Consider the following 21,340-nt stretch of genomic DNA (forward strand, 5'->3'; position numbering starts at 1 on the left):
GACGTAACAGGACGGTATCCGCATTCTCTGACTGGTGACCAAAATTGTCAATGGTCACAAATTAGGGGGCCAGGCTTCTTAAAATCAGTGAAGAGAGAAGCACCGCCGCGGTGGGGGCCATTTCGAGGTTGTACTGCAGCTGAACGGGGTTAATGTAAGGGCACATTACCATGTAGACGGCACTGGTAACCTCATCCAGCGGCGTTTTTCTTTCAAACTCGCCGGCCTGCCTGCCTTCGATAATGATGCTCTCGATCAGCTTCATCAGGCTTTCACTGTACTTTTGCGTGGAAGGCCACTGTTCCTGCGCGGCGACGGCGGCGATGTCGTATAGCTTACGGTCATGGAAAAACAGCTCGCTTCCCGCCTCGGTGAGCGCTTTGAAAAGGCGGCGTAATTTTTCGCTTGCCGACGGCGCATCCTCGATGGCGGAAAGCACTGCCGCCATGATCAGCTCCAGGCGGTTAGCGCAGATCACCTCGCCGATAGCCTGTTTGGAATCGAAAAACTTATATATGTAGGACTTTGAAAAGCCGATGGATTTAGCCAGTTCGGCGACGGTGGTTTTTTCATAGCCGTAGTGGCCGAAGTGCTCAAAAGCCGCTTCGACGATTTGCTCTCTGACAGCGTGGTCAAGGGGACCACGTGATGATGGGGGATTCATATTTTTAGTCATTATTTAAGCTTAGCGTGACGGGCTACGATTAACAACGAGTGACCATTTTGAGATTTGGTTACCGTCATTCATCATGAGCCCTGCAGACGGGACGATCAACCAGGTGCGGTAAGTGTATCACTGTTTTTCGTGCACTATGGCATCTATCTGCCTGCGATAAGCGAGCATTTCAGCGCAACTCCCTTGCGCTGAACAGAGCCGTTTTTGCTTAAGCCGAGCGCGGACGCAATATTTTTTCAACGATAAGCACCAGACGCCTGCGCGTCACGAACCGGTGTAGCTGCCCCAGAAGCCAGTTACCACATCCGGTAATCAGGTAGCTACGGTTACTCTCCACGGCCTTCAACGCCAGGGTGACCACCTTGTCAGCGGGCATTCGTTTACCTACCGAGGCTTCCTCAGCATTCACCACATCAAAAAAGGCCGTATCCGTTGCGCCGGGGCAAAGCGCCAGGACGCGAATGCCCCTGGAGCGAAATTCTCCCCACAGCGCGTTCGAAAACGAGAGCAGGAAGGCTTTGGTTGCGCCATAAATCGCCATATAGGGATCCGGTTGCATCGCGGCCGTTGAGGCAACGTTAATAATTACTCCGGAGCCTTGCTGCAGCATTCCCGGCAGCAGGGCGTGAGTCAGCTCCACGGGGGCCATGCAGTTTACGTTTATCTCATCACGCTGCCTGTCGATCGACATCTTTTCGAATGGCCCGTAGGTGGCAAATCCGGCGCAATTGATCAGAATGTCGGGGACGCGTCTTAAGGTTTCAAGCCGTTCCACAATGTGGGGAATGGCTTCCGGCTTCACTAAATCCTGCACGATAATCGTGATGGAGACGCCGTGCTTTCTGGCTAACTCTACGGCAAGCGCCTGCAGCCTTGGCTCGAAGCGGGCGACCAGGATCAAGGCCACGCCGCGGGCGGCGAGCTGCCGGGCAAAATCACGACCGATGCCCGAAGATGCTCCGGTAATCAGCGCTGTTTTTCCGGTATAATCAAAAGAATTCATATGTTTAATCCCGTTTCCCTAATGTATGCTGCACAGCATAAACCGTGCACTTAGGTACAGGGTCAAGCGTGATTTTTACAAGGTGAGGGCGACGCGATGCGAATTGGTGAACTGTGTGCGAAAACGGGATTGTCGAAAGAGACGGTGCGTTACTATGAGCGACGGGGGCTGTTAGAGAATATCCCGCAACCCAATCGCAGCAATAACTATAAAGTCTATTCCGCCGTCGATTTACAGCGTTTAAACATGATCAAGCATGCCAAAATGCTGGGTTTTACCTTAGCTGAAATTTCAGAGGTTTTGGCTGTCTGGGTTGACGACAAATTTACCGCTGAGCAAAAACAGGCGTCTCTGCGCCACAAGCTGCAGCAGCTTGAAGAGAAAGAAGCGGCGTTAATTGAACTCAGAGCCAGGTTGAAAAACGCCCTTAATAAGGTCGGCCAGCCTTGTGTCGACACGTTTTGATCGCCGGGTGAGAGGAGGCCGCAAAACCGATGCGGCCTTATCTGTCAGGCAGCCAGTTCAGGCATCTGTTCCTTCACGAAATTCAATACTTTCCTCGCGTCGAGAGAGGCATAGGGCAGACTCTCAATAATGGCGATTGAACGCGTATTGCCCACCGTTTCTTTTATCTCATCGAGTTTGTACTGAATGTGCGGCGCGATGAGAAAACCATCGAAAGCGGGAGCGACGCTGGCGAAGTTATCCAGCCCAACAGCGCTAATCATCAGCGGATAGCCTTCGCGTTCTGCCAGAGACTGCATTTTTTTGGCGAGAGAGTTTGCGGTATTACCAAACAAACAACAGATCAGAAGCTTTTTCATATTGTGTACCTCCTGAAAACCGCTCACAGAGTAGTCCTGAGGTTGCTACCGAAATGCGCGCCATCTCTTATTTTGGCGAGAAATTAACCGCAGATGCCTGACGCGATTTAATTTTACTGTTTTTTTAGCCAGTCGAGAAAAAACTGGCTAAATGCCGTGACCTGAAGCGGCTGCAGTTTGCGCTGGGGGTAAACAAGCTGCAGGCCGACATCTTTGCGATCGTATCGGCTAAAGCCGGTGAAGCTGTCGGCAAACAGTACCGTGAGCCTTCCGGTTTCAACATCGTCTTTGACGTCCCACCACGATTTCCCCGCGATGCCAGCCCCGCTGAGAGCCCACTGACGAAGCAAAGCCCCGTCGTCGCACACCATGGCTGGCTCTACGCGAACGACGCTTTCATCGCCATCTTTTTCAAAGCGCCATTCGTTCATCACCACACCCTGAGACTCAAGCGCCAGGCACCGGTGCTGAGCTAAATCGGCAAACGTGGCGGGGATGCCGCGTTCGTTAAGATACGCCCCGGAGGCGACCAGCACTCGATGGTTCGGGCGGATGTTTCTGACGACAAGGCTGCTGTCCGGCAGGTTGCCAAAACGCACGCTCATATCCAGCCGGTTAGCGACCAGGTCCTCAACGTGTTCTCTTAGCGAGATGAAAAATTTAACGTCGGGATGGCGTCGGGAGAATTCCACGACGGCGGGGCTGAGATACTGTCTGCCAAAGTCCGAGGGCGCGGAAAGGCGAATGTTGCCGCTGAGCACGCCTTCCTTTTGCGTCAGTAACGACTCGGCGTGATGCACCTCTTCCAGCACGCGCAGCGCGGCATGGTAAAACTCTTCCCCGGCGCGGGTCAGCGTGATGGATCGCGTTGATCGGTGAAACAGGCGCGTCTGGTAACGCTCCTCAATCGCCTTCAGCCTGGCCGTCATGGTGGCAGGGGAAAGCGACAGGCGTCGCCCGGCGGCAGAAAGACCGCCGGCCTCGGCAACTTCCACCAGTAACGCCATGTCTTCGAGTTTACCCATTATTCATATTTTCCGAAAAGTGCATCTGCTTTTAGCGTAATTATCAAAACCAGGTGCCGCCTGTAAAGTGATTTCATCCAAACCATAAGGGATGAAAACATGCAACGTACCTCACTTTTTGAACGCTACAGGCTGGGTCAGCAAGTCCTGAAAAACCGTATCGTCATGGCGCCGATGACCCGCGCGCGCTCCCTGCAGCCGGGAAATATTCCCTCGGCGCTGATGGCGGAGTATTACCGGCAGCGGGCCAGCGCCGGATTAATCATCACGGAAGCCACCCAGATTTCGCCTCAGGGCCAGGGATACTCATGGACGCCCGGCATCCATTCGCCTGAGCAGGTTTCAGGATGGCAGCTCACGACGGGCGCCGTGCATCAGGCGGGCGGGGTGATTTTTTCGCAGCTCTGGCACGTCGGGCGAATGTCGCACGCCAGCTTTCATCAGGATGGGCAGCCCGTCGCCCCGTCAGCACTGGCGCCGGACGCGCAGGTGTGGGTGGTGAACGAAAAGGGCGAAGGCCAAATGGTTGACTGCCCGCAGCCGAGAACCCTCTCGCGCAAGGACATCCACAGCATCATCGCGGACTATCGTCAGGCGGCACTGAATGCCGTTCAGGCCGGGTTTGACGGCGTGGAGATTCACGGCGGAAACGGCTATCTGATCGACCAGTTTCTGCGTCAAACCTCCAACAAACGCACGGACGAGTACGGCGGCACGCTGGCGAACCGGATCCGCTTTGCTCAGGAGGTGTTAAGCGCCATTGCCGAGGCCATTGGCCGCGAGCGTACGGGCATCCGCCTTTCCCCGTTTATTACCCAGCGCGGGATGAACGATCCGCAGGTGACGGAAGCCATACTCGCTCTCGCGGCCTGGTGTGAACAAAAAGGGATTGCGTTCATCCACCTGGCGGAAGCCGACTGGGACGATGCGCCGCAGGTACCTGAACAGTTCCGTCAATCGCTTCGCGAGACGTTTAGCGGAACCCTTATCGTCGCGGGGAACTATGACCTTCAAAAAGCGGAAAAGATCCTTGCTGCCGGCTATGCCGATTTGATTGCCTTCGGACGGCAGTTTATTGCTAACCCGGATTTACCCCACCGGCTGGCGCACCAGCTGCCTCTGGCCCAGGTGCGCGACCCCGCTACGCTGTTTGGCGGCACCGCGACGGGATATACCGATTACCCCATTTACACCGTGCAGGAGAAAACGTTATGACCCGTAAAACCTTAATTATCGGCGGTGCTTCCGGCATCGGTTTTGCCGTGGGCAGCCTGCTTGCCGGGCGCGGCGAGGAGATTATTCTTGCGGGCCGCGACGGCGCGAAGCTGGACGCTGCGCGGCAACGGCTGAGCGCCCACGCCGGGTCTGTTCATACCCTCGTGCTGGATATCAGCCGTGAGGCAGAGCTTGTCGCACTCGGTGAAACGCTGGGTGAGGTCAATAATATCGTCGTTACGGCGGGTTCACAGGCTCCGGGAGGGCTTCTTTCCGGGCTGGATCTCCGCGCGGCAAGGCTGGCCTTTGATACAAAATTCTGGGGAAGCATCAATGTTGCCCGCTATCTCAGCGGGAACATCGCCCCCCGCGGTACGCTGACGTTCACCAGCGGGTTCGTGGCGCGTCGAACAGTGGCGGGCGCCATTGTTAAAACGACGATGAATGCCGCCATTGAGGCCGCGACAAAAGTGCTGGCGAAAGAGCTTTCACCGCTGCGCGTCAACGTCGTGAGTCCGGGGCTGACCGACACGGAAGCGTACGCGGGCATGGATGCCGCCGCGCGGGAAAAAATGCTCGCTGGCGCGGCGGAAACCCTGCCAGCCAAAGCCTGGGGAAGGGCGGAGGACATCGCGCAAGGGTATCTTTTCGCCATTGATAATCCCTTTGTTACGGGGTCGGTCATTGATATTGAAGGCGGGGCGTTAATTAACTGACCCTCGCTGATTTGAACCGCAGGAAATCGACTGCGGATAATGTAATACTCTATTGAGAGATATCATGAAATATACGACGTATTTTCATTCGGCTGTAGCGATGGTTATTTTTGCAGGTCTGTCGGGCAATGCGATTTCCGCGCAGGGGGAATGGCTGCAGCCGAAAAAGCTTATTGTGGACAACAGCCTGCCGCAGGCGCAATTAAAGGCGAATGAAGCAGTCGCCAGAGAATATGCCTCGTTCTGGAACACGGGTAATGAAACCCTGGCGCGTCATGCCCTGGCGGCAGGTTTTATTGATAAAACGCCTCCGGAAGGGCGTAAGCAGGGGCCGGAAGGCGCTATTTTAGCTTCCCGCGCGTTTCGTGCAGCCGTGCCTGATTTAAGATGTGACGTTGAGCAAATGATTATTTCAGGCGATCGCGTGGTTTCGCATTTACATTTTCACGGCACGTTCACCGGAACATTTGGCAAGCTGAAAGGACAGGGGCAGAAAATAGATTTCATCGCCACGGATATTTATGAGATGGGTGACGGTAAAATTGTGGCTAACTGGCATATTGAGGACAACCTGACGCTGATGAAACAACTGGGCGCGCTGTAAATTCATCACTCCGGGGCGGCCCGGAGTGATGCGAAAATCCTATAAGCCAAGATCGCTCAGCGAAGGGTGATCGTCCGGGCGTCTGCCCAGCGGCCAGTGGAACAGCCGCTCAGAGGCTTTGATCGGCATATCGTTTACGCAGGCAAAGCGGCGCTTCATCAGTCCGTCCGGCTCAAACTCCCAGTTTTCATTGCCGTAGGAGCGGAACCAGTTGCCGGAATCATCATGCCATTCATAGGCATAGCGCACCGCGATCCGGTTCTCCGTAAATGCCCAGAGCTCTTTAATCAGACGATAGTCCAGCTCTTTTTTCCATTTCCGCTCCAGAAACGCCTGGGCTTCTTCACGGTTGGTGGCGAACTCTGCGCGGTTACGCCAATGGGTATCCAGCGTATAGGCAAGCGCGACTTTCGCCGGGTCGCGGCTGTTCCAGCCATCTTCTGCCAGTCTGACTTTTTCGATGGCGCTTTCACGAGTGAAGGGCGGTAAAGGAGGACGTGTGTTCATGGCGATTACCTCAGTGTGATTTTATGTAGACAGGTCTGTCTACTTGCGGTAATCTATGCCTGTAAAATAACGCTGTCAACATTATTTTAGAGGCTACCCAAAAGTGAAAACAGAACCCGCAGACAACGATACTAAAATCAGCGTCAGAGATAAGATATTACTCACGGCGCACGATCTGTTTTATTCCACGGGCTTCAGGGCGACGGGGGTGGATACGCTGATTAAAGCGTCTAAAGTGACCAAGGTGACGTTCTATCGCCATTTTCCCAGCAAGAGTTTGCTTATTCTTGCCTATTTGAACTACCGGCATGAAATATGGATTAACTGGTTTGAGACCACGCTGCGTCGGCATCTCGATCAAGGCGAAATACCTGCTGATGCGATATCCGAAACGCTTTACGAATGGTTTATTTCGCCCGAGTTCCACGGCTGCGCGTTTATTAACGCCAGCGCAGAGGCAAAATCGGAAGATATTGAAAGCGAAATAAAAGAGATATGCCGCAGTCATAAATCAGAAACAAAGAAAATTATTGCCTTGCTGACGAAGAGTGCTGATGAGCGCGTCGTCAATGAAATCATGCTGCTCATTGACGGCGCAATTATTCATGCACAAATGGGCATGGATTCAGAAACGGTTAGACATGCGTTAAAAAAGGGCCTGGAGAAACTGTCCGATCGGTGATATTCCCCGGTGCTTAATCAACTCTCGCACCGAGCCGATTAAGCACCCGCGTTACACTGTCGGAATGGTGCCGCCATCAATCACAAATTCAGTACCTGTGATACTCGCAGCATGCGATGAAGCAAGGAAGACGATGAGGTTGGCCACCTCAATCGGTCTGGCAGGGCGTCCGAGCGGTATTCCACCTAACGCCTTCATAATAATCTGCTTGCCGCCTTCGTAGTCTGTTCCTGCCTGCTTTGCCAGCCTCTCCGCCAGTGCAACCGCCGCTTCAGTTTCGATCCAGCCGGGCGCAACGCGCACCACCCGAACGCCCTTCGGTGAGACTTCCTTTGAAAGGCTTTTACTGTAGGTTGAGAGGGCTGCTTTAGCCGCCGCATAACCCGTTGTTGATTCCGGTAACGGCAGCTCGCGCTGAATAGAGGTCACGTGAATAATCACCCCATTTCCCTGCGCGAGCATTCCGGGAAGCAGGGCGCGATCTAAGCGTACTGCAGGCAACAAATTAAGATTGAGCTCCTGCTGCCACTCTTCTTCGCCAAGCGCAGCAAAACCGCCTCCGGGTGAGGTTGAACCGCCCGCAACATGGATAATCACGTCGACGCCTCCCATCTGTTCCTGAACCGCAGATGCGACAGCGGCACATCCAGCGACCGTCGTAAGGTCAGCGGCGACGAAAGTATCTGCGATATCTACGTCCGGCTCGTGGCGCGCAGTGGTGAATACCGTTGCACCGAGCTGTTTTAAAAGCCCGACGACCGCTTTTCCGAGCCCTTTCGTGCCAGCGGTAACAAGCACGCGTTTGCCTTTAAAATCAATATCTAATGACATAACCTTGCACTCCCGTTATTTGCAGTACAGGTATATTCAACATAGACTGAGAAATTGACAAGTACGCACGAAAAAGTGAGCTACTGAATTATGAGTAAGTTATATAGTCCGGAATCTGCCGCGAGCGGCGTGGAGCAAGTGTTACGGCTGCTGGAAGGCCGCTGGAAATTAATTATTCTTTTTCATCTTTTCGACGGAAAAGTGCAGCGCTACTCTGATTTCGAAAAACTGATCCCCGGTATTTCCCAGAAGATGCTGGCGCAGCAGCTCAGGCAACTTGAATCCGATGGTATCGTTTCGCGGATGGTCTACCCGCAAGTGCCACCGAAAGTGGAGTATCGCCTCACCGATTGGGGGCAGGCATTATGTCCGGCGCTTGATGCCATGCTGAAATGGGCAGAAAAGCGCGAGGCTTACGCAAGCCAGTAAACCCGGCGGCTAGCACGCTGCAATGGGATAGCGTGCCCGTAACCCATTCATGCAAAGGAAATGAAAAATGAGAACACAGAAGCGATGCCTCGGCTGCGTGGCTATTGTGGTTGATGACTACGATCGTGCCATTGAATACTACACCGACAAGCTGGGGTTTACCCTCGTAGAGGATACGCCTCAACCGGGTAAACGCTGGGTGGTCGTCTCACCCAACCCGGAAAGCGACTGCAACATTTTGCTGGCTCGCGCTTCTAACGAGCGGCAGGAAAGCTTTATCGGCAATCAATGCGGCGGCAGAGTTTTCCTCTTCCTTCAGACGGACGATTTTTGGCGCGATTACCGTGCCATGAAAGACAAAGGCGTTCATTTCTGCGAAGAACCTCGTGAGGAAGAGTACGGTACGGTGGTGGTGTTTGAAGATATTTACGGCAACCGCTGGGACCTCTATCAAAATGCCCAACGCGGGTGATTACCAGGGATACCTTACATGACTCTTCGAATTCGACAGGCCACCGGGGCCGATTCAACGCTTTTAAGCGAGCTGGGATACCGAATCTATCCCGCCCATTTTCAGCATCTTTGGGTGTCAGACGCAGAGATGAAGGATTTTCTGGACGGCGAGTACGCGCTTTCCGTACTTGAACAGAGCCTGAAAGAGAACGTTGTTTCCTGGTATGTGGCCGAGACCGATCGGCCCGTGGGGTTTATGAAAGTGACCTGGGAAGCCCTGCTCCCGGAAACGGACAAGAAGGGCGTTCTCCTCAACAAGCTCTACCTCGATCCCGCCGAGACCGGCAAGAACTATGGCCAGGTGATGTTCAACAGCATCACCGACATGGCCCGGAGCAGGGGGAAAGACTATCTCTGGCTGGAAGTGCTTGAGCAGAACGCGGGAGCGTACCGGTTCTACCAGAAGCAGGGCATGCTCTGCGTTAAGAACGTCCTTTTCGAAACCGCTTCACAGCAGAGCATACTCAGGATTATGGGGATGCCTCTTTAGGGCGAGAGCTCTCGTCGCGCTGTGCCAGCGATAGCGCGCTGGCGCTGGCGGGATCGAACAGCGAGAGGCTCTCAATCTGATTGAGTAAAATCACCTTCCGGAATGACATGGCGCTGCGGGGCTCGGAGTCGAGCGTGATGTCATGCTCCGCATACCACTTGCTGTAGTTATTCTCGATGCGAAAGTTCATCGTCTTCGCGTCTCTGTACCCGCTTAACATCGGGATCAGCACGATATTGGCCGTTTTTTCATATTCCAGCGTCGCGGTATGGATCATGCCGACGTAAATCCGCCTCGACCGGAGCGTGACCTGCGCCAGTTCGCCTTGCTCCATACACTGGTACAGCAGTTGTTCGATACCGCTCGACTGCGCCAGACGTTTGTAGAGCTTTTTCCGGCTTTCGCCGTCCAGCCTGGCGCTGCCTGCCCAGTTAGAGCGGTAGAGGCAAAACAGGATGGCAAACGCCAGCATCACGACCACCGGCGCCTGAATGCCTAAAAAACTCCAGTTCATAAAGTCGATTTGCCAGTCGGTATATTTCGGCGAGGCAAAGTGAAAAGCGTTGTTGGCTGCAGAAAGAGCGAGCAGGAGCAGCCAGAGCAGACCGGTGGCAATCACGCCCTGCAGAACGAAAATACAGCCGTACAGCGCCACAAGAAAATAGACGTCCCAGCCAAAGGAGCGCTTGATTTTAAAGCGTGTCGACAGGTCGCGGCTGGTGTACCAATACCCGCATACCATCAGCACCATAAATATCGCCGTTCCCATGTCAGGCCCTCTTCAGCATGGTGACGTGACGCAGAAAATCCTGCCGCACCTCGTTGCTTTTGTAGTTCACCGAGGCGTTCCCGTCCTGGTCGATAATGATGCGGTCGCCATCTTCGACGGCTTCAATGATTTCCTGCTGGCTCATCACCTGCAGTAAGGATTCCGGGCTGGAGAAAAGGGAGAGAAAGAAACGTTTCATGCGGGCATCCTTATGAATAAAAAGGATAAGCCTGGAAGAAGACCGGCGAGTTTGCCTTAAGGAAATCCTGAAAGTTAAAGTCGGGTGGCGGCCACTCCTTACCTGGTCTACAAAACTCACTTTTTTACTGTTATTAAGTTATTGATATATATTTAAAATAAAAAATAAATAATCACAAACTTGGACAAATAACATTAATTGTGTAAGTTTTAATTATGCGATTACGCCACGTTGTTTACAGCCAGGATGTGACCCATGAGCACTTTGCCCTCTGTCGTGAGTCGGTTTGTTGAGTACTACGCCGCACTGGATAGCCAGCCGCCGTCCGCGCTGGTGGGGCTTTACCATTCGAATGCCACGCTTATCGATCCGTTCGGCGAGCATGACGGGATTTTCGCGCTTCAGCGCTATTTCACCCATCTGCTGGCCAACGTCGAGCATTGCCGTTTTACCATCGATACGCCGCTGTGCAGCGGGAACCGGTTTGCTGTGACCTGGGTAATGCACTGGTCGCATCCGCGCATTGCCGGGGGAGAGCCGCTCGAACTGCCGGGGTGTTCGGTGGTGGACACGGAAAACGATCTCATCACGCACCAGCGCGACTACTACGATGCGGGAGAGATGATCTACGAACATCTTCCTCTGCTGGGCTGGGCGGTGCGCGGCGTGAAGCGGAGGGTCAAATCATGAAAACGGTGCTGATCACCGGCGCAAGCTCGGGCATTGGCGCCGGGCTGGCGAAATCCTTTGCCGCAGACGGCTACCACGTGATTGCCTGCGGACGCGATCCGGCGCGTCTCGAAGCGCTGCATCAGACCTGCCCCAATCTCACCGTTCGCCTGTTCGATATGACAGACAGGGACGCCTGTCGCCAGGCGCTGACCGGCAGCTACGCCGATCTGATTATTCTCTGCGCCGGTACCTGCGAATATCTCGATGGAGGCGTGGTGGATGCGGCGCTGGTGGAGCGGGTTATGGCGACAAATTTCCTCGGCCCGGTGAACTGTCTTGACGCGCTGCAGCCCCAGCTGACGGCTGGCAACCGCGTAGTGCTGGTGAGTTCCATGGCCCACTGGCTACCTTTCCCACGGGCAGAGGCCTATGGCGCGTCCAAAGCGGCCCTGAGCTGGTTTGCCGAGAGCCTGCGGCTGGACTGGGAGCCAAAGGGAATTGCCGTCACGGTGGTCTCCCCGGGCTTTGTTGATACGCCGCTGACGCGCAAAAACGACTTTGCCATGCCGGGCAGGGTGAGCGTCGACGAGGCAGTCAAGGCGATCCGTACCGGGCTGGCGGCAGGGAAAATGCATATCGCGTTTCCTGACGGGTTCGGCTTTATTTTGCGGTTGCTCTCCGGGCTGCCTGCGTTTCTTCAGCGCGCGCTGCTGCGCAGGATGGTGCGTTCATGAACATTGCGATTATCGGCAGCGGCATCGCCGGGCTGACCTGCGCCTGGCGCCTGGCCGGGCACCATCAGGTGACCCTGTTTGAAGAGGGCGCCACGCCCGGCGGCCATACCGCAACGGTTGACGTTTCAACGCCACAGGGCACATACGCGATCGATACCGGGTTTATCGTCTACAACGATCGTACCTATCCGCGCTTTATGGGCCTCCTCAGCGAGCTGGGCATCAGCGGACAAAAAACGCAGATGAGCTTTTCGGTGCACAATCCGGCGACGGGGCTGGAGTACAACGGACACACCCTGACGTCGCTGTTTGCCCAGCGCCGAAACCTGGTGAATCCGGCATTCTGGCGGCTGCTCGGGGAGATCGTTCGCTTCAATCGTCTGGCGAAACAGGCGCTGGACGGGGAGGTGGACCCGAACGCCACGCTGCAAACGTTTCTGGATCAGCACGGCTTCACGCCGTTTTTTGCGCGCCACTACATTCTGCCGATGGGGGCCGCCATCTGGTCCTCGTCGCTGCAGGAGATGAAGCGTTTCCCGCTTCCGCTTTTCTTACGTTTCTTCCAGAACCACGGGCTGCTGGATATCACCCAGCGCCCGCAGTGGTACGTGGTGCCGGGCGGCTCGCGGGAGTATATCCGCGCCATGCTCGACAAGCTGGGCGACCGTCTGAATCTGCACCTCAATTCACCGGTGCAGCGGGTGAGCCGCCACGAGCACGGGGTTACGCTCCAGCTTGAAAACGGCAGCCATACCTTCGATCGGGTGATTTTTGCCTGCCACTCCGCCAGCGCGCTGGCAATGCTTGAGGACCCGACGCCCGCAGAGCGCGAGGTGCTGGGCGATATCGGCTGGCAGCGCAACGAGGTCGTTTTGCACAGCGATCCGCGCTGGCTGCCGGTGCGGCAGCGGGCTTGGGCCAGCTGGAACTACCGCCTGAGCGCGCAGGAACAGGCCAGCGCCTGCGTGACCTACAACATGAACATTCTGCAGGGGCTGCCTGCGGGCAGTCCGCTGTTCTGCGTCACCCTCAACCCGGACGCGCCGGTGGATGAACGCTTCGTCCTGCAACGCTTTGTCTATGAGCATCCGCTGTTTAACCCGAAAAGCTGGCGGGCGCAGGCGCGTCGCGGCGAGATCAACGGTCATAACCGGAGCTGGTTCTGCGGAGCTTACTGGTACAACGGTTTTCATGAAGACGGCGTGCGCAGCGCGCTGGACGTGGTCAATGAAATAGCCGCCGGGGAGGGGAACTGAGATGAACAGCTGCCTCTACCACGGCGTATTACGCCACCGCCGCCTTCAGCCGAAAACCCATGAATTCAGCTACAGCGTCTTTATGGCCTGGCTGGATCTCGATGAACTGCCGCTGCTGCCGTCAGTCGGCGTGCGGCGCAATCGCTTTGCCGGCGCATCGTTCCACGACGCTGACTATCCGCTCGGCGCGCCGCTTAAAGAGAACGTGCTCAGCAGGCTGGAGAGCCTGACCGGGGAACGTCCGGACGGGCGGGTGATGCTCCTGACGCAGCTGCGCTATTTCGGCTTTCATTTCAATCCGGTCAACTTTTACTACTGCTACGACGGGAAGGGAACGCTGCGCTGGGTTCTGGCGGAGGTCCGCAACACGCCGTGGAATGAACGCCATTACTATGCCGTCAACGGACAGGATACGCAGCCGACGGAAAAAGCGTTTCACGTTTCCCCCTTCAACCCGATGGACATGATCTACCACTGGCGCTTTAACGACCCGGATAACACGCTGCATATGCACATTGAAAATCATCAGGAAGCGAAGGTTTTTGACGCCACGCTGGCGCTGCGCCGGGAGCCTTTGACGCGCTCCGCGCTGCGCTCGCTGTTGCTGCGCATTCCGCTCATGACCCTGAAAACCGTTTTTGCCATTTACTGGCAGGCGCTGCGCCTGTGGCTCAAGCGCGTGCCGCTGTATAACCATCCCGTCAGCAGGAGTGAACGCTCATGACCGATCCCGTCTTTGCGTTAGAACCCGATATTCCGCGCAACGTCCGCATCGCGCGATGGCTGCTGTTTCGTCTGTTAAGCGGTATCCGCGGCGGCTCGCTCACGCTGCGTGAAGGGGCGCAGACCTTTCATTTTGGCGAGTCATCCTCCGCGCTGCACGCCGACGTGCAGATCCTCACGCCCGGCGTCTACTGGCGCGTCTTAACGGGCGGGAGCCTTGCTGCGGCAGAAGCCTGGATGGACGGCGAATGGGAAACTGCGCACCTTACGCCGCTTCTGGAGCTGCTCGCGATAAACGGCGAGGTGCTTGGCCGTCTGGAAAACGGGTTCCGTCTGCTCGGCAGGCCGCTGGAGCGGATACGCCACTGGACGCGGCGTAACTCCCGCATGCAGGCGCGCGAAAATATTGCCGCCCATTACGATCTGGGCAATACCTTTTATGCCCATTTTCTGGATAAAGAGCTGCTCTATTCCAGCGCGCTGTTTACTGGTGACGAGCAGGATCTCACGGCGGCCCAGCGGGCCAAAATGGCGCGGCTGTGTGACCAGCTGGCGCTAAAACCGGGTGACCACCTGCTGGAAATTGGCACCGGCTGGGGCGCGATGGCGGAATACGCGGCCCGTCATTACGGCTGTCGGGTGACCACCACCACGCTGTCGCAGGAACAATATAGCTGGGCAACCGAGCGGATCGCCCGCGCCGGGTTGCAGGATCGCGTTGAGGTACTGCTCTGCGACTATCGCGACCTCACCGGACAGTACGACAAGCTGGTCTCAATCGAGATGATTGAGGCCGTCGGGCAACGCTATCTGCCCACGTTCTTCCGCACCTGCCAGGCGCGGCTGCGCCCCGGAGGACGGATGGCGATTCAGGCCATTACCATTCAGGACCAGCGCTATCGCGACTACAGCAAAAGCGTCGATTTTATCCAGCGCTACATTTTCCCGGGCGGATTCTTGCCGAGCATCACCGCGATGAACGAGCTGATGACGCGCCACACCGATTTCGTGGTGCGCAATCTTTTCGACATGGGCCCCGACTACGCCCGCACGCTGGCCCACTGGCGGCAGCGGTTTGTCCATGCCTGGCAGGAGATTGAAAAGCTCGGCTTCGATGAACGGTTCCGCCGCATGTGGCTGTACTACTTTGGCTACTGTGAGGCCGGGTTTAACGCTCGCACCATCAGCGTGGTGCAGTTGACCGCCGAGCGCGTATGAGACGTTACCTTCAGGTCTTCCTGCTCGCCGTCGCGTTCGACCTCTACTGGGCGCTGGTGGTGCTCTTTCGCGAACAGGGCCTGATTATCTGGCTCGCGCTGGCGATCCTGGCGTGCCTGCTCTTGCCGCCTGCTTACCGGTTTTACGCCATTGGGCTGGCCGCGGCGGGCAGTCTGCTGGACGCACTCTGGGCCCTGACCGGGCTGATTGCCTTTACGGGCGAGTCCCTGATGCCGTTATGGATGGTGGCACTATGGCTGATGTTCGCCACGGTCTGGACGCAGCTGACGCGCACCACCACGCTACCCGGCTGGCTGCTGACCCTGCTGGCCGCCGTGGGCGGACCGGTGGCCTACCTGTTCGGCGAGCGGCTGGGGGGCATCACGTTTCTGGAGCCGACCTTTATCGTCGTGAGCTGGATGGCGCCGGGCTGGCTGGTACTGATGCTGTTTTTCCACCTGCTGATGGGGAGACAAAAATGAGATCTGTGGTTTTGCTGCTTTGGCTGACGCTGGTTGTTCCGGTTGCCCAGGCCGCCGACTGGCTTGCCTGGCGGAAGGTGGGTGACGCCACGCTCACCTGGGGACCTTTCACCGTCTACACCTCCCAGCTGCGCACCCCGGACGGCCGTTACAGCCGGGACCAGGATCAGGCGCTCATTATTACCTATGCGCGCGACATCGATCGCGATGAACTGGTTGAGGCGACCCGCGACCAGTGGCAGGCGCAGGGGATCCTGGCCCAGGAGCCGCAAAGCGAAGCCTGGCTGCGGATGCTCCGGTCGCTGTGGCCGGATGTCCGCCCGGGCTCACAGCTGGCGTTTGTTCTCAACGATAAGCAGGGGCAGTTCTGGTATCGCGCGTCAGCGGCGCAAACATCCTTTATTCCACTCGGACCGCGCCAGTCGGAAGCGTTCAGCACCCGTTTTCTGGCAATCTGGCTCGATCTACGCACGCAATATCCTGAGCTGCGTCAGCAGTTAATCGGAGGCCAAAAATGAAACGTATCCTGATGATGGCGCTGGCATTCACGATGCTGCTGGCGGGCTGTAGCACTGAGGTGGCCGAGTATCGCCAGCAGCAGCCGCGGCTTGATATCTTCCACTACTTCCAGGGCAAAACCGAAGCGTGGGGGATGGTGCAGGATCGCAGCGGCAAGCAGATCCGCCGTTTTCACGTTGAGATTGCCGGAGACGTTATCGGCGATACGCTGACGCTGAATGAGCACTTTGTCTACGACGATGGCGAGAAGCAGCAGCGGGTCTGGCACATCCGGCGCGTGGGGAACGACCGCTACGAGGGAACGGCAGGGGACATTGAAGGCGTTGCCACGGGGCAGGCAGCAGGCAACGCCTTTAACTGGCATTACAGCATGAACGTGAAGGCCAACGGCAGCACCTGGCTACTGAACTTCGACGACTGGATGTATTTGCAGGATGAGACGCATCTGTTTAACAAAACCGAGATGAAGAAATTTGGCGTCACCGTCGCCACGGTGACGCTGTTCTTTACCCGTAAGACCTCAGCTTAGTCGCGGACGCTGCCGGTTTTGCTGCTGGAGTAGATGAAGTACAGGGCAATCCCCAGGCACACCACCGCGCTCAGACGGCTCGGTGAAAACGGAATGGCGGGATTGCCCAGCCAGCCAAAGTTATCAATCAACATACTCATGGCGAGCTGGCCGAATATCACCGCCACCGTGGCGACGGCGGTGCCGATGCGCTGCACCGCCACGACCATGATCACAATGTAAGGCACGCCGAACATCGCCCCGATGAGCTGCCATTTCGGCACGTCCAGCAGCGTGACCGCCTGCTTCGGTTCAAAGAAGAAAATGAGCAGGGCGGTTACCAGCGCGCCGACGGAAAACGTCAGAAACGCGCTTTTAAATACCCCGACATTGCTGCCGAGCTGCCCGTTAATCGCGGCCTGAATGCTCAGCGTTGCGCCGCCGCAGACGGCCAGTAGAATCATTATCAGCGTCATATCATCACCCCTGTGCGACCAGTACCAGTGCCGCAATAATAAAAACCAGCGCCACGATACGTTTTGCGTTTATCTTCCTGTGCGGCGTACCCAGCAGGCCAAAGTGGTCAATGATCAGGCTTTTAAAAACCTGACCAGCCAGAATGCCAATCATCGTCAGAGCGATTCCGATGGTCGGCGTGGCGATCGTCAGAATGACCACGTAAACAGGGCCAAGCACGCCGCCGAGCAGCTGCCAGCCGGGCTGGGCGAAAAACGACGGACTGCTGCGCGGGCTGAAAAACAGCATCAGCAGAAACGTCAGCGCGGCGCCCACGCCGAAGATGCTGAACGTCGCCCATAAGTCACCCACTTCGCCGCCCAGCGGACCCAGCAGGCCCGCCTCGACGGAGAGGCCCATTCCGCCGGCAATCACCAGTAAAATCAAAACAAACTGCATTACGCTTCCTCCGTTTTCAGGCGAAGAAGATTACGTCGGTAGACCAGTGAGAAAAATGCCATAATGCAGGAAACACCTTTGCAGGAAATGCATTAATGTCAGATGCCGGAAGCATGAACCTTCGCTCACTGCTGCTGTTTATTGCCGTCTATGAAACGCAGAACTTTTCCGTCGTCGCGCGACGAGAGGGAATCTCTGCCTCGCAGGTGTCGCGCATTGTTCATCAGCTTGAGGACGCGCTCGGCCAGCAGCTGTTCTATCGCAATACCCGGGCGGTGATCCCCACGGAAAGCGGGCATCTGTTTATCCGCTATGCCCGGGCGATGGTCGATAACTTCGAAGAGGCGCGTCGTGAGCTGGATGAACGTTCGACCGAACCCTCCGGCACGGTCCGCATAAACGGGCCGGTATTTTTTGGACAGAGACACGTTGCGCCCGGACTGGCAGGTCTGGCCGAGCGTTATCCACGGTTAACCATTGAGCTGACGCTGACCGATGACTTTATCGACCCGCACCGGGATGCCGCCGATCTCATCTTCCGCATCGGCACGCTGACGGATTCGACGTTCCACGCCCGTGTTTTTGGGCAGCAGCGCTACCACCTCGCCGCGTCGCCCGCGTATCTGCGTCAACACGGCGTCCCGGCCGACCCGACCGAACTGAGCCAGCACAAATGTCTGGTCTATCGCGGTTCGTCCGGGCCTAACCGCTGGCTCGTGCGTCGCAAAGGGGAAAATTGGGTGCATTATCCCGTCGCGCCGCTGATGACGTCCAATAATGCGGAGTCGCTGCTCATTGCCGCGCTGGGCGGGATGGGGATCGTCCTGTTTCCGGACTGGCTGATTGGCGACAGGCTGAAGCGGGGGGAACTGGTCGCCCTTATGCCGGAAATGGCGTGCGCCATCAACACGGAGCAACTCAATATTGCGGCGATCTATCCTAACGCACGTCATCCGCCCCTGAACGTCAGGGCGGTGATTGATTATTACGTGGCGTTTTTCGGCACGCCGCTCTACTGGCAAACGTAAGGCAATTACGCGCCGAGCTCCTTGCGGATAATCTCTGCGCCGGCGCTAAGCGCTTTCAGCTTGCCGTTAGCCACCTGGCGTGAAAGCGGGGCCATGCCGCAGTTGGTTGACGGGTAAAGCTTGTCGGCATCGACGAACTGCAGCGCTTTACGCAGCGTATCGGCGACTTCCTCCGGCGTTTCAACGGCGTTGGTTGCCACATCAATCGCGCCGACCATCACCTTTTTACCGCGGATCAGCTCCAGCAGATCCATCGGTACGCGGGAGTTGTGGCACTCCAGTGAGATGATGTCGATATTAGAGGTCTGCAGCTTGGGGAAGGCCTCTTCGTACTGGCGCCACTCTGAGCCGAGCGTTTTTTTCCAGTCGGTATTGGCTTTGATGCCGTAGCCGTAGCAGATATGTACCGCGGTTTCGCACTTCAGCCCTTCAATGGCGCGCTCCAGCGCGGCGATACCCCAGTCGTTCACCTCGTCAAAAAAGACGTTAAATGCCGGTTCATCAAACTGGATAATATCCACGCCCGCGGCCTCTAACTCACGCGCTTCCTGATTGAGGATTTTGGCGAATTCCCAGGCCAGCTTTTCGCGGCTTTTATAGTGCGCGTCGTAAAGGGTGTCGATCATGGTCATCGGCCCGGGCAGGGCCCATTTGATTGGCTTGTCCGTGAGCTGACGCAGGTATTTCGCATCGTCCACGAATACCGGCTTCTGACGCGCTACGGCTGAAACCACGGTCGGCACGCTGGCGTCGTAGCGGTTACGAATGCGCACCGTCTGGCGATTTTCAAAATCCACGCCGCTCAGGTGTTCAATAAAGGTGGTAACGAAGTGCTGGCGAGTCTGTTCTCCGTCGCTGACGATATCGATACCCGCGCGGATCTGCTCATCCAGAGACAGGCGCAGCGCGTCCTGTTTACCCGCCAGGAGTTCCTGATCCTGTAATTTCCAGGGTGACCACAGCGTTTCGGGTTGTGCAAGCCAGGTCGGCTTAGGCAGGCTGCCAGCCGTAGAAGTCGGGAGCAATGTTTTCATAATAAAAGACCTTTTTTGATGAATTAAAGCGTGTAGTTATCAGACCACTGCTCAAGAATGTGTTGGTAAGGCTTAATAAAGTACGCTTCGGTAAAGCGACCCTGTTCAATCGCCAGTCGGCTACGCTCTTCCCGGTCATAAACAATTTTTGTTAAGGAGTGATCCTGCTGGTTCAGATCCGGTCGGTAGCACAGTCCCGCCGCCGAGTTTGCGTTATAAATTTCCGGGCGATAGATTTTCTGGAACGTCTCCATCGTGCTGATGGTGGCAATCAGCTCCAGATCGGTGTAGTCACTCAGCAAATCCCCGGTAAAGAAGAACGCGAAAGGCGCCACGCTGTTTTCCGGCATGAAATAGCGAACCTTCAGCCCCATCTTCGCGAAGTACTGTTCCGTCAGCGACTCGCCATCCGGCTGATATTCAATGCCCAGCACAGGATGCTGGTTACCGTTGCGGCGATAGGTGTCTTTGCTGGAGACGCTCAGGCAGATCACTGGACCCTTTCTGAAGTTCTCTTTGTATTCTGGCGAATTCACAAAGTGGCGGAAAATATTGCCGTGCAGTTCACCAAACTTTTCCGGAATGCTGAAGTGCTGCTGGTTCTTGTTGTGTTCCAGCAGCAGGACGCTGAAATCATAATCCCGCACGTAAGACGAGAAGTTATTCCCGACGATGCCAGGGATGCGCAGGTTGTTTTTCTTGTCGACTATGGTGGTTTGCAGTATCTCAATAGCCGGGAATGGCTTTTCCGCGCCAATGTTCAAATCGACAGAGATGATTTCAAGCTCAACCGCATAGCGATCGGCGTTTGGGTTATCCCAGCGCGCCAGAGCGTTGAAGCGGTTGTTTATCATCACCAGCGTATTGCGCAGGTTTTCCTGACGTTTTTCCCCGCGCGCCAGGTTGGCAAAGTTGGTGGTCGTACGCGTATTTTCAGACGGGTTGTAATTCTCATCGAAGCAACTGCGCTTAAGGGTATATGTGAAAGCTTTGCTCATTGTGGTTATGCATCCTAAGTTCATGTTGCTAAGAAGTTACCAATGCATAATTTATGCCTGAGCCCGCGGCGCAGGGGAAGTGACTTAATTTCACTGCAACATGAGGGAAGTTCATGAACAGGATTGCGCAAAGGCTGGCATAGTAAGAGTAAGGGGCATCGCGCCCCTTAGCGTTATGCTGTAGGACGTTCGTTCCAGGCGTCACTGTGCATGATGTTGCCGTCGACAATGCGCCAGGTGATTTTTTCGTACTGCAGACTTACGCTTTCAACATGGTTCATTTTATTGTTGGCAGCGATCTTCACGTTCGGTACGCTGCAGTTAACACCCGTAACCTTTACGTTCTCCATCAAGACGGTGTAATAACAGACTTCCTGTCCGGCATCATTGATATGATAGAACTTTATTTCAGCGCTTTTAAGCGCCTGACCGGTAGATGCTGCTTTATAGAGATAGGGCATGGAGCTATCAACTTCCTTTTCAATCCGCATGGATGAGTGTTGACGCGTGCCGGTGATCTTGCCGTTAGCGCTGTCTACCGGTAGGTTAAGGCCATGACTCAGCCCTATGATCTCAATGCTACCTTCACGGTCCTGAACATCAACGGAACCTTTAATATCTGCTCCACCATCGTCTTTTAGCCACATGTAGGGAGGAATTGGCATTCTTTATTTCCTTATTTCCTTATTTCCTTATTTTCTTGAGTAGCAGTGTTGTTAAGCGATAAATAACCGTGGCGAGGGTCAGTACGATTAAAATATCGATATTGG

30 protein-coding genes are annotated in these 21,340 nt (G+C 55.9%); 17 read left to right on the forward strand and 13 right to left on the reverse strand.

The window, feature by feature from the left end:
• Positions 1-61: 61 nt before the first annotated feature.
• Entirely contained in the window at positions 62-676 is a 615-nt protein-coding gene (locus ACZ6J2_RS01785; protein ID WP_471724611.1) for a TetR/AcrR family transcriptional regulator, read from the reverse strand.
• 208 nt (positions 677-884) lie between these two features.
• Entirely contained in the window at positions 885-1,679 is a 795-nt protein-coding gene (locus ACZ6J2_RS01790; protein WP_471724612.1) for an SDR family NAD(P)-dependent oxidoreductase, read from the reverse strand.
• Positions 1,680-1,775: 96 nt separating this feature from the next.
• On the opposite strand from ACZ6J2_RS01790, the gene ACZ6J2_RS01795 reads away from it, so the two are divergent.
• Positions 1,776-2,144, forward strand: a complete 369-nt coding sequence (locus ACZ6J2_RS01795; protein WP_471724613.1) for a MerR family transcriptional regulator — start codon at positions 1,776-1,778, stop codon at positions 2,142-2,144.
• 44 nt (positions 2,145-2,188) lie between these two features.
• On the opposite strand, the gene ACZ6J2_RS01800 is transcribed toward ACZ6J2_RS01795, so the two are convergent.
• Both ACZ6J2_RS01800 and ACZ6J2_RS01805 read right to left on the reverse strand, forming a co-directional pair.
• On the reverse strand, positions 2,189-2,503 hold the full coding sequence (locus ACZ6J2_RS01800; protein ID WP_033145449.1) for a PTS sugar transporter subunit IIB: 315 nt from the start codon (positions 2,501-2,503) through the stop codon (positions 2,189-2,191).
• Between the two features lie 113 nt (positions 2,504-2,616).
• Positions 2,617-3,528, reverse strand: a complete 912-nt coding sequence (locus ACZ6J2_RS01805; RefSeq protein WP_471724614.1) for a LysR family transcriptional regulator — start codon at positions 3,526-3,528, stop codon at positions 2,617-2,619.
• A gap of 99 nt (positions 3,529-3,627) precedes the next feature.
• On the opposite strand from ACZ6J2_RS01805, the gene ACZ6J2_RS01810 reads away from it, so the two are divergent.
• From ACZ6J2_RS01810 to ACZ6J2_RS01820, 3 genes are all read left to right on the forward strand, one after another.
• Entirely contained in the window at positions 3,628-4,743 is a 1,116-nt protein-coding gene (locus tag ACZ6J2_RS01810; RefSeq protein ID WP_471724615.1) for an alkene reductase, read from the forward strand.
• On the forward strand, positions 4,740-5,459 hold the full coding sequence (locus ACZ6J2_RS01815; protein ID WP_471724616.1) for an SDR family oxidoreductase: 720 nt from the start codon (positions 4,740-4,742) through the stop codon (positions 5,457-5,459). The genes ACZ6J2_RS01810 and ACZ6J2_RS01815 overlap by 4 nt, the downstream gene beginning before the upstream one ends.
• 64 nt (positions 5,460-5,523) lie before the next feature.
• A complete protein-coding gene (locus ACZ6J2_RS01820; RefSeq protein ID WP_471724617.1) occupies positions 5,524-6,063 on the forward strand; it encodes an ester cyclase in 540 nt (179 codons plus the stop codon).
• Positions 6,064-6,102: 39 nt separating this feature from the next.
• Here the strand turns inward: ACZ6J2_RS01820 and ACZ6J2_RS01825 are convergent, their stop codons facing one another.
• Positions 6,103-6,570: a nuclear transport factor 2 family protein gene (locus ACZ6J2_RS01825; RefSeq protein WP_471724618.1), complete on the reverse strand. Its 468-nt coding sequence runs from the start codon at positions 6,568-6,570 to the stop codon at positions 6,103-6,105.
• A gap of 103 nt (positions 6,571-6,673) precedes the next feature.
• On the opposite strand from ACZ6J2_RS01825, the gene ACZ6J2_RS01830 reads away from it, so the two are divergent.
• On the forward strand, positions 6,674-7,252 hold the full coding sequence (locus ACZ6J2_RS01830; RefSeq protein WP_471724619.1) for a TetR/AcrR family transcriptional regulator: 579 nt from the start codon (positions 6,674-6,676) through the stop codon (positions 7,250-7,252).
• Between the two features lie 51 nt (positions 7,253-7,303).
• Here the strand turns inward: ACZ6J2_RS01830 and ACZ6J2_RS01835 are convergent, their stop codons facing one another.
• Positions 7,304-8,083, reverse strand: coding sequence for an SDR family oxidoreductase (locus ACZ6J2_RS01835; RefSeq protein ID WP_047647844.1), 780 nt, complete (start codon positions 8,081-8,083; stop codon positions 7,304-7,306).
• 90 nt (positions 8,084-8,173) lie between these two features.
• On the opposite strand from ACZ6J2_RS01835, the gene ACZ6J2_RS01840 reads away from it, so the two are divergent.
• From ACZ6J2_RS01840 to ACZ6J2_RS01850, 3 genes are all read left to right on the forward strand, one after another.
• Entirely contained in the window at positions 8,174-8,512 is a 339-nt protein-coding gene (locus ACZ6J2_RS01840; RefSeq protein WP_023311611.1) for a winged helix-turn-helix transcriptional regulator, read from the forward strand.
• A gap of 67 nt (positions 8,513-8,579) precedes the next feature.
• A complete protein-coding gene (locus tag ACZ6J2_RS01845; RefSeq protein WP_032639272.1) occupies positions 8,580-8,984 on the forward strand; it encodes a VOC family protein in 405 nt (134 codons plus the stop codon).
• Between the two features lie 18 nt (positions 8,985-9,002).
• Positions 9,003-9,515 carry a GNAT family N-acetyltransferase gene (locus ACZ6J2_RS01850; RefSeq protein WP_471724620.1) on the forward strand — a complete coding sequence of 171 codons (513 nt, stop codon included), beginning with the start codon at positions 9,003-9,005 and terminating at the stop codon, positions 9,513-9,515.
• Here ACZ6J2_RS01850 and ACZ6J2_RS01855 read toward each other — a convergent pair.
• A complete protein-coding gene (locus tag ACZ6J2_RS01855) occupies positions 9,496-10,284 on the reverse strand; it encodes a hypothetical protein (protein ID WP_471724621.1) in 789 nt (262 codons plus the stop codon). The two genes, ACZ6J2_RS01850 and ACZ6J2_RS01855, sit on opposite strands and share 20 nt — an antisense overlap.
• 1 nt (position 10,285) lies before the next feature.
• A complete protein-coding gene (locus ACZ6J2_RS01860) occupies positions 10,286-10,483 on the reverse strand; it encodes a hypothetical protein (RefSeq protein ID WP_471724622.1) in 198 nt (65 codons plus the stop codon).
• Between the two features lie 255 nt (positions 10,484-10,738).
• Between ACZ6J2_RS01860 and ACZ6J2_RS01865 the strand changes: the two genes are divergently transcribed.
• The 8 genes from ACZ6J2_RS01865 to ACZ6J2_RS01900 are packed head-to-tail and all read left to right on the forward strand — an operon-like array spanning position 10,739 to position 16,616.
• Positions 10,739-11,173 carry a nuclear transport factor 2 family protein gene (locus ACZ6J2_RS01865; protein ID WP_048977880.1) on the forward strand — a complete coding sequence of 145 codons (435 nt, stop codon included), beginning with the start codon at positions 10,739-10,741 and terminating at the stop codon, positions 11,171-11,173.
• Complete coding sequence (locus ACZ6J2_RS01870) at positions 11,170-11,889, forward strand: SDR family NAD(P)-dependent oxidoreductase (RefSeq protein WP_032657315.1); 720 nt, start codon at positions 11,170-11,172, stop codon at positions 11,887-11,889. The genes ACZ6J2_RS01865 and ACZ6J2_RS01870 overlap by 4 nt, the downstream gene beginning before the upstream one ends.
• Positions 11,886-13,145 carry an NAD(P)/FAD-dependent oxidoreductase gene (locus ACZ6J2_RS01875; RefSeq protein WP_471724623.1) on the forward strand — a complete coding sequence of 420 codons (1,260 nt, stop codon included), beginning with the start codon at positions 11,886-11,888 and terminating at the stop codon, positions 13,143-13,145. The genes ACZ6J2_RS01870 and ACZ6J2_RS01875 overlap by 4 nt, the downstream gene beginning before the upstream one ends.
• 1 nt (position 13,146) lies before the next feature.
• On the forward strand, positions 13,147-13,869 hold the full coding sequence (locus ACZ6J2_RS01880; RefSeq protein WP_471724624.1) for a DUF1365 domain-containing protein: 723 nt from the start codon (positions 13,147-13,149) through the stop codon (positions 13,867-13,869).
• Entirely contained in the window at positions 13,866-15,086 is a 1,221-nt protein-coding gene (locus ACZ6J2_RS01885) for a class I SAM-dependent methyltransferase (RefSeq protein ID WP_471724625.1), read from the forward strand. Before ACZ6J2_RS01880 ends, ACZ6J2_RS01885 begins: the two co-directional genes overlap by 4 nt.
• The gene (locus tag ACZ6J2_RS01890; RefSeq protein ID WP_032657304.1) at positions 15,083-15,568 is read left to right on the forward strand and encodes a DUF2878 domain-containing protein; all 486 of its coding nucleotides are present in this window, start codon (positions 15,083-15,085) and stop codon (positions 15,566-15,568) included. The genes ACZ6J2_RS01885 and ACZ6J2_RS01890 overlap by 4 nt, the downstream gene beginning before the upstream one ends.
• Positions 15,565-16,086 (forward strand): hypothetical protein, encoded by a 522-nt coding sequence (locus tag ACZ6J2_RS01895; RefSeq protein WP_471724626.1) that lies wholly within the window; start codon positions 15,565-15,567, stop codon positions 16,084-16,086. Before ACZ6J2_RS01890 ends, ACZ6J2_RS01895 begins: the two co-directional genes overlap by 4 nt.
• Complete coding sequence (locus tag ACZ6J2_RS01900) at positions 16,083-16,616, forward strand: DUF3833 domain-containing protein (protein WP_182932037.1); 534 nt, start codon at positions 16,083-16,085, stop codon at positions 16,614-16,616. Before ACZ6J2_RS01895 ends, ACZ6J2_RS01900 begins: the two co-directional genes overlap by 4 nt.
• Here ACZ6J2_RS01900 and ACZ6J2_RS01905 read toward each other — a convergent pair.
• Both ACZ6J2_RS01905 and ACZ6J2_RS01910 read right to left on the reverse strand, forming a co-directional pair.
• A complete protein-coding gene (locus tag ACZ6J2_RS01905) occupies positions 16,613-17,071 on the reverse strand; it encodes a DMT family transporter (protein ID WP_182932036.1) in 459 nt (152 codons plus the stop codon). The genes ACZ6J2_RS01900 and ACZ6J2_RS01905 overlap by 4 nt on opposite strands.
• A gap of 4 nt (positions 17,072-17,075) precedes the next feature.
• Positions 17,076-17,510, reverse strand: a complete 435-nt coding sequence (locus tag ACZ6J2_RS01910) for a DMT family transporter (protein WP_047647834.1) — start codon at positions 17,508-17,510, stop codon at positions 17,076-17,078.
• A 95-nt stretch (positions 17,511-17,605) separates the two neighbouring features.
• Here ACZ6J2_RS01910 and ACZ6J2_RS01915 point away from each other — a divergent pair, with 95 nt between their 5' ends.
• A complete protein-coding gene (locus ACZ6J2_RS01915; RefSeq protein ID WP_063439971.1) occupies positions 17,606-18,538 on the forward strand; it encodes a LysR family transcriptional regulator in 933 nt (310 codons plus the stop codon).
• A gap of 5 nt (positions 18,539-18,543) precedes the next feature.
• Here ACZ6J2_RS01915 and ACZ6J2_RS01920 read toward each other — a convergent pair whose 3' ends face one another.
• The 3 genes from ACZ6J2_RS01920 to ACZ6J2_RS01930 form a co-directional block, all read right to left on the reverse strand.
• Entirely contained in the window at positions 18,544-19,572 is a 1,029-nt protein-coding gene (locus ACZ6J2_RS01920; protein WP_023311627.1) for a methionine synthase, read from the reverse strand.
• Between the two features lie 23 nt (positions 19,573-19,595).
• Entirely contained in the window at positions 19,596-20,570 is a 975-nt protein-coding gene (locus ACZ6J2_RS01925) for a DUF1852 domain-containing protein (RefSeq protein ID WP_471724627.1), read from the reverse strand.
• 173 nt (positions 20,571-20,743) lie between these two features.
• On the reverse strand, positions 20,744-21,235 hold the full coding sequence (locus ACZ6J2_RS01930; protein ID WP_471724628.1) for an Hcp family type VI secretion system effector: 492 nt from the start codon (positions 21,233-21,235) through the stop codon (positions 20,744-20,746).
• Positions 21,236-21,340: the final 105 nt, after the last annotated feature.

The sequence above is a fragment of the Enterobacter sp. E14S genome, from assembly GCF_055666685.1.

Bases quoted from the DNA above. Each gene is read 5' to 3' on its own strand.
- ACZ6J2_RS01785 (WP_471724611.1), bottom strand. From the start codon at position 676: ATGACTAAAAATATGAATCCCCCATCATCACGTGGTCCCCTTGACCAC.
- ACZ6J2_RS01790 (WP_471724612.1), bottom strand. From the start codon at position 1,679: ATGAATTCTTTTGATTATACCGGAAAAACAGCGCTGATTACCGGAGCA.
- ACZ6J2_RS01795 (WP_471724613.1), top strand. From the start codon at position 1,776: ATGCGAATTGGTGAACTGTGTGCGAAAACGGGATTGTCGAAAGAGACG.
- ACZ6J2_RS01800 (WP_033145449.1), bottom strand. From the start codon at position 2,503: ATGAAAAAGCTTCTGATCTGTTGTTTGTTTGGTAATACCGCAAACTCT.
- ACZ6J2_RS01805 (WP_471724614.1), bottom strand. From the start codon at position 3,528: ATGGGTAAACTCGAAGACATGGCGTTACTGGTGGAAGTTGCCGAGGCC.
- ACZ6J2_RS01810 (WP_471724615.1), top strand. From the start codon at position 3,628: ATGCAACGTACCTCACTTTTTGAACGCTACAGGCTGGGTCAGCAAGTC.
- ACZ6J2_RS01815 (WP_471724616.1), top strand. From the start codon at position 4,740: ATGACCCGTAAAACCTTAATTATCGGCGGTGCTTCCGGCATCGGTTTT.
- ACZ6J2_RS01820 (WP_471724617.1), top strand. From the start codon at position 5,524: ATGAAATATACGACGTATTTTCATTCGGCTGTAGCGATGGTTATTTTT.
- ACZ6J2_RS01825 (WP_471724618.1), bottom strand. From the start codon at position 6,570: ATGAACACACGTCCTCCTTTACCGCCCTTCACTCGTGAAAGCGCCATC.
- ACZ6J2_RS01835 (WP_047647844.1), bottom strand. From the start codon at position 8,083: ATGTCATTAGATATTGATTTTAAAGGCAAACGCGTGCTTGTTACCGCT.
- ACZ6J2_RS01840 (WP_023311611.1), top strand. From the start codon at position 8,174: ATGAGTAAGTTATATAGTCCGGAATCTGCCGCGAGCGGCGTGGAGCAA.
- ACZ6J2_RS01845 (WP_032639272.1), top strand. From the start codon at position 8,580: ATGAGAACACAGAAGCGATGCCTCGGCTGCGTGGCTATTGTGGTTGAT.
- ACZ6J2_RS01850 (WP_471724620.1), top strand. From the start codon at position 9,003: ATGACTCTTCGAATTCGACAGGCCACCGGGGCCGATTCAACGCTTTTA.
- ACZ6J2_RS01855 (WP_471724621.1), bottom strand. From the start codon at position 10,284: ATGGGAACGGCGATATTTATGGTGCTGATGGTATGCGGGTATTGGTAC.
- ACZ6J2_RS01860 (WP_471724622.1), bottom strand. From the start codon at position 10,483: ATGAAACGTTTCTTTCTCTCCCTTTTCTCCAGCCCGGAATCCTTACTG.
- ACZ6J2_RS01865 (WP_048977880.1), top strand. From the start codon at position 10,739: ATGAGCACTTTGCCCTCTGTCGTGAGTCGGTTTGTTGAGTACTACGCC.
- ACZ6J2_RS01870 (WP_032657315.1), top strand. From the start codon at position 11,170: ATGAAAACGGTGCTGATCACCGGCGCAAGCTCGGGCATTGGCGCCGGG.
- ACZ6J2_RS01875 (WP_471724623.1), top strand. From the start codon at position 11,886: ATGAACATTGCGATTATCGGCAGCGGCATCGCCGGGCTGACCTGCGCC.
- ACZ6J2_RS01880 (WP_471724624.1), top strand. From the start codon at position 13,147: ATGAACAGCTGCCTCTACCACGGCGTATTACGCCACCGCCGCCTTCAG.
- ACZ6J2_RS01885 (WP_471724625.1), top strand. From the start codon at position 13,866: ATGACCGATCCCGTCTTTGCGTTAGAACCCGATATTCCGCGCAACGTC.
- ACZ6J2_RS01890 (WP_032657304.1), top strand. From the start codon at position 15,083: ATGAGACGTTACCTTCAGGTCTTCCTGCTCGCCGTCGCGTTCGACCTC.
- ACZ6J2_RS01895 (WP_471724626.1), top strand. From the start codon at position 15,565: ATGAGATCTGTGGTTTTGCTGCTTTGGCTGACGCTGGTTGTTCCGGTT.
- ACZ6J2_RS01900 (WP_182932037.1), top strand. From the start codon at position 16,083: ATGAAACGTATCCTGATGATGGCGCTGGCATTCACGATGCTGCTGGCG.
- ACZ6J2_RS01905 (WP_182932036.1), bottom strand. From the start codon at position 17,071: ATGACGCTGATAATGATTCTACTGGCCGTCTGCGGCGGCGCAACGCTG.
- ACZ6J2_RS01910 (WP_047647834.1), bottom strand. From the start codon at position 17,510: ATGCAGTTTGTTTTGATTTTACTGGTGATTGCCGGCGGAATGGGCCTC.
- ACZ6J2_RS01915 (WP_063439971.1), top strand. From the start codon at position 17,606: ATGTCAGATGCCGGAAGCATGAACCTTCGCTCACTGCTGCTGTTTATT.
- ACZ6J2_RS01920 (WP_023311627.1), bottom strand. From the start codon at position 19,572: ATGAAAACATTGCTCCCGACTTCTACGGCTGGCAGCCTGCCTAAGCCG.
- ACZ6J2_RS01925 (WP_471724627.1), bottom strand. From the start codon at position 20,570: ATGAGCAAAGCTTTCACATATACCCTTAAGCGCAGTTGCTTCGATGAG.
- ACZ6J2_RS01930 (WP_471724628.1), bottom strand. From the start codon at position 21,235: ATGCCAATTCCTCCCTACATGTGGCTAAAAGACGATGGTGGAGCAGAT.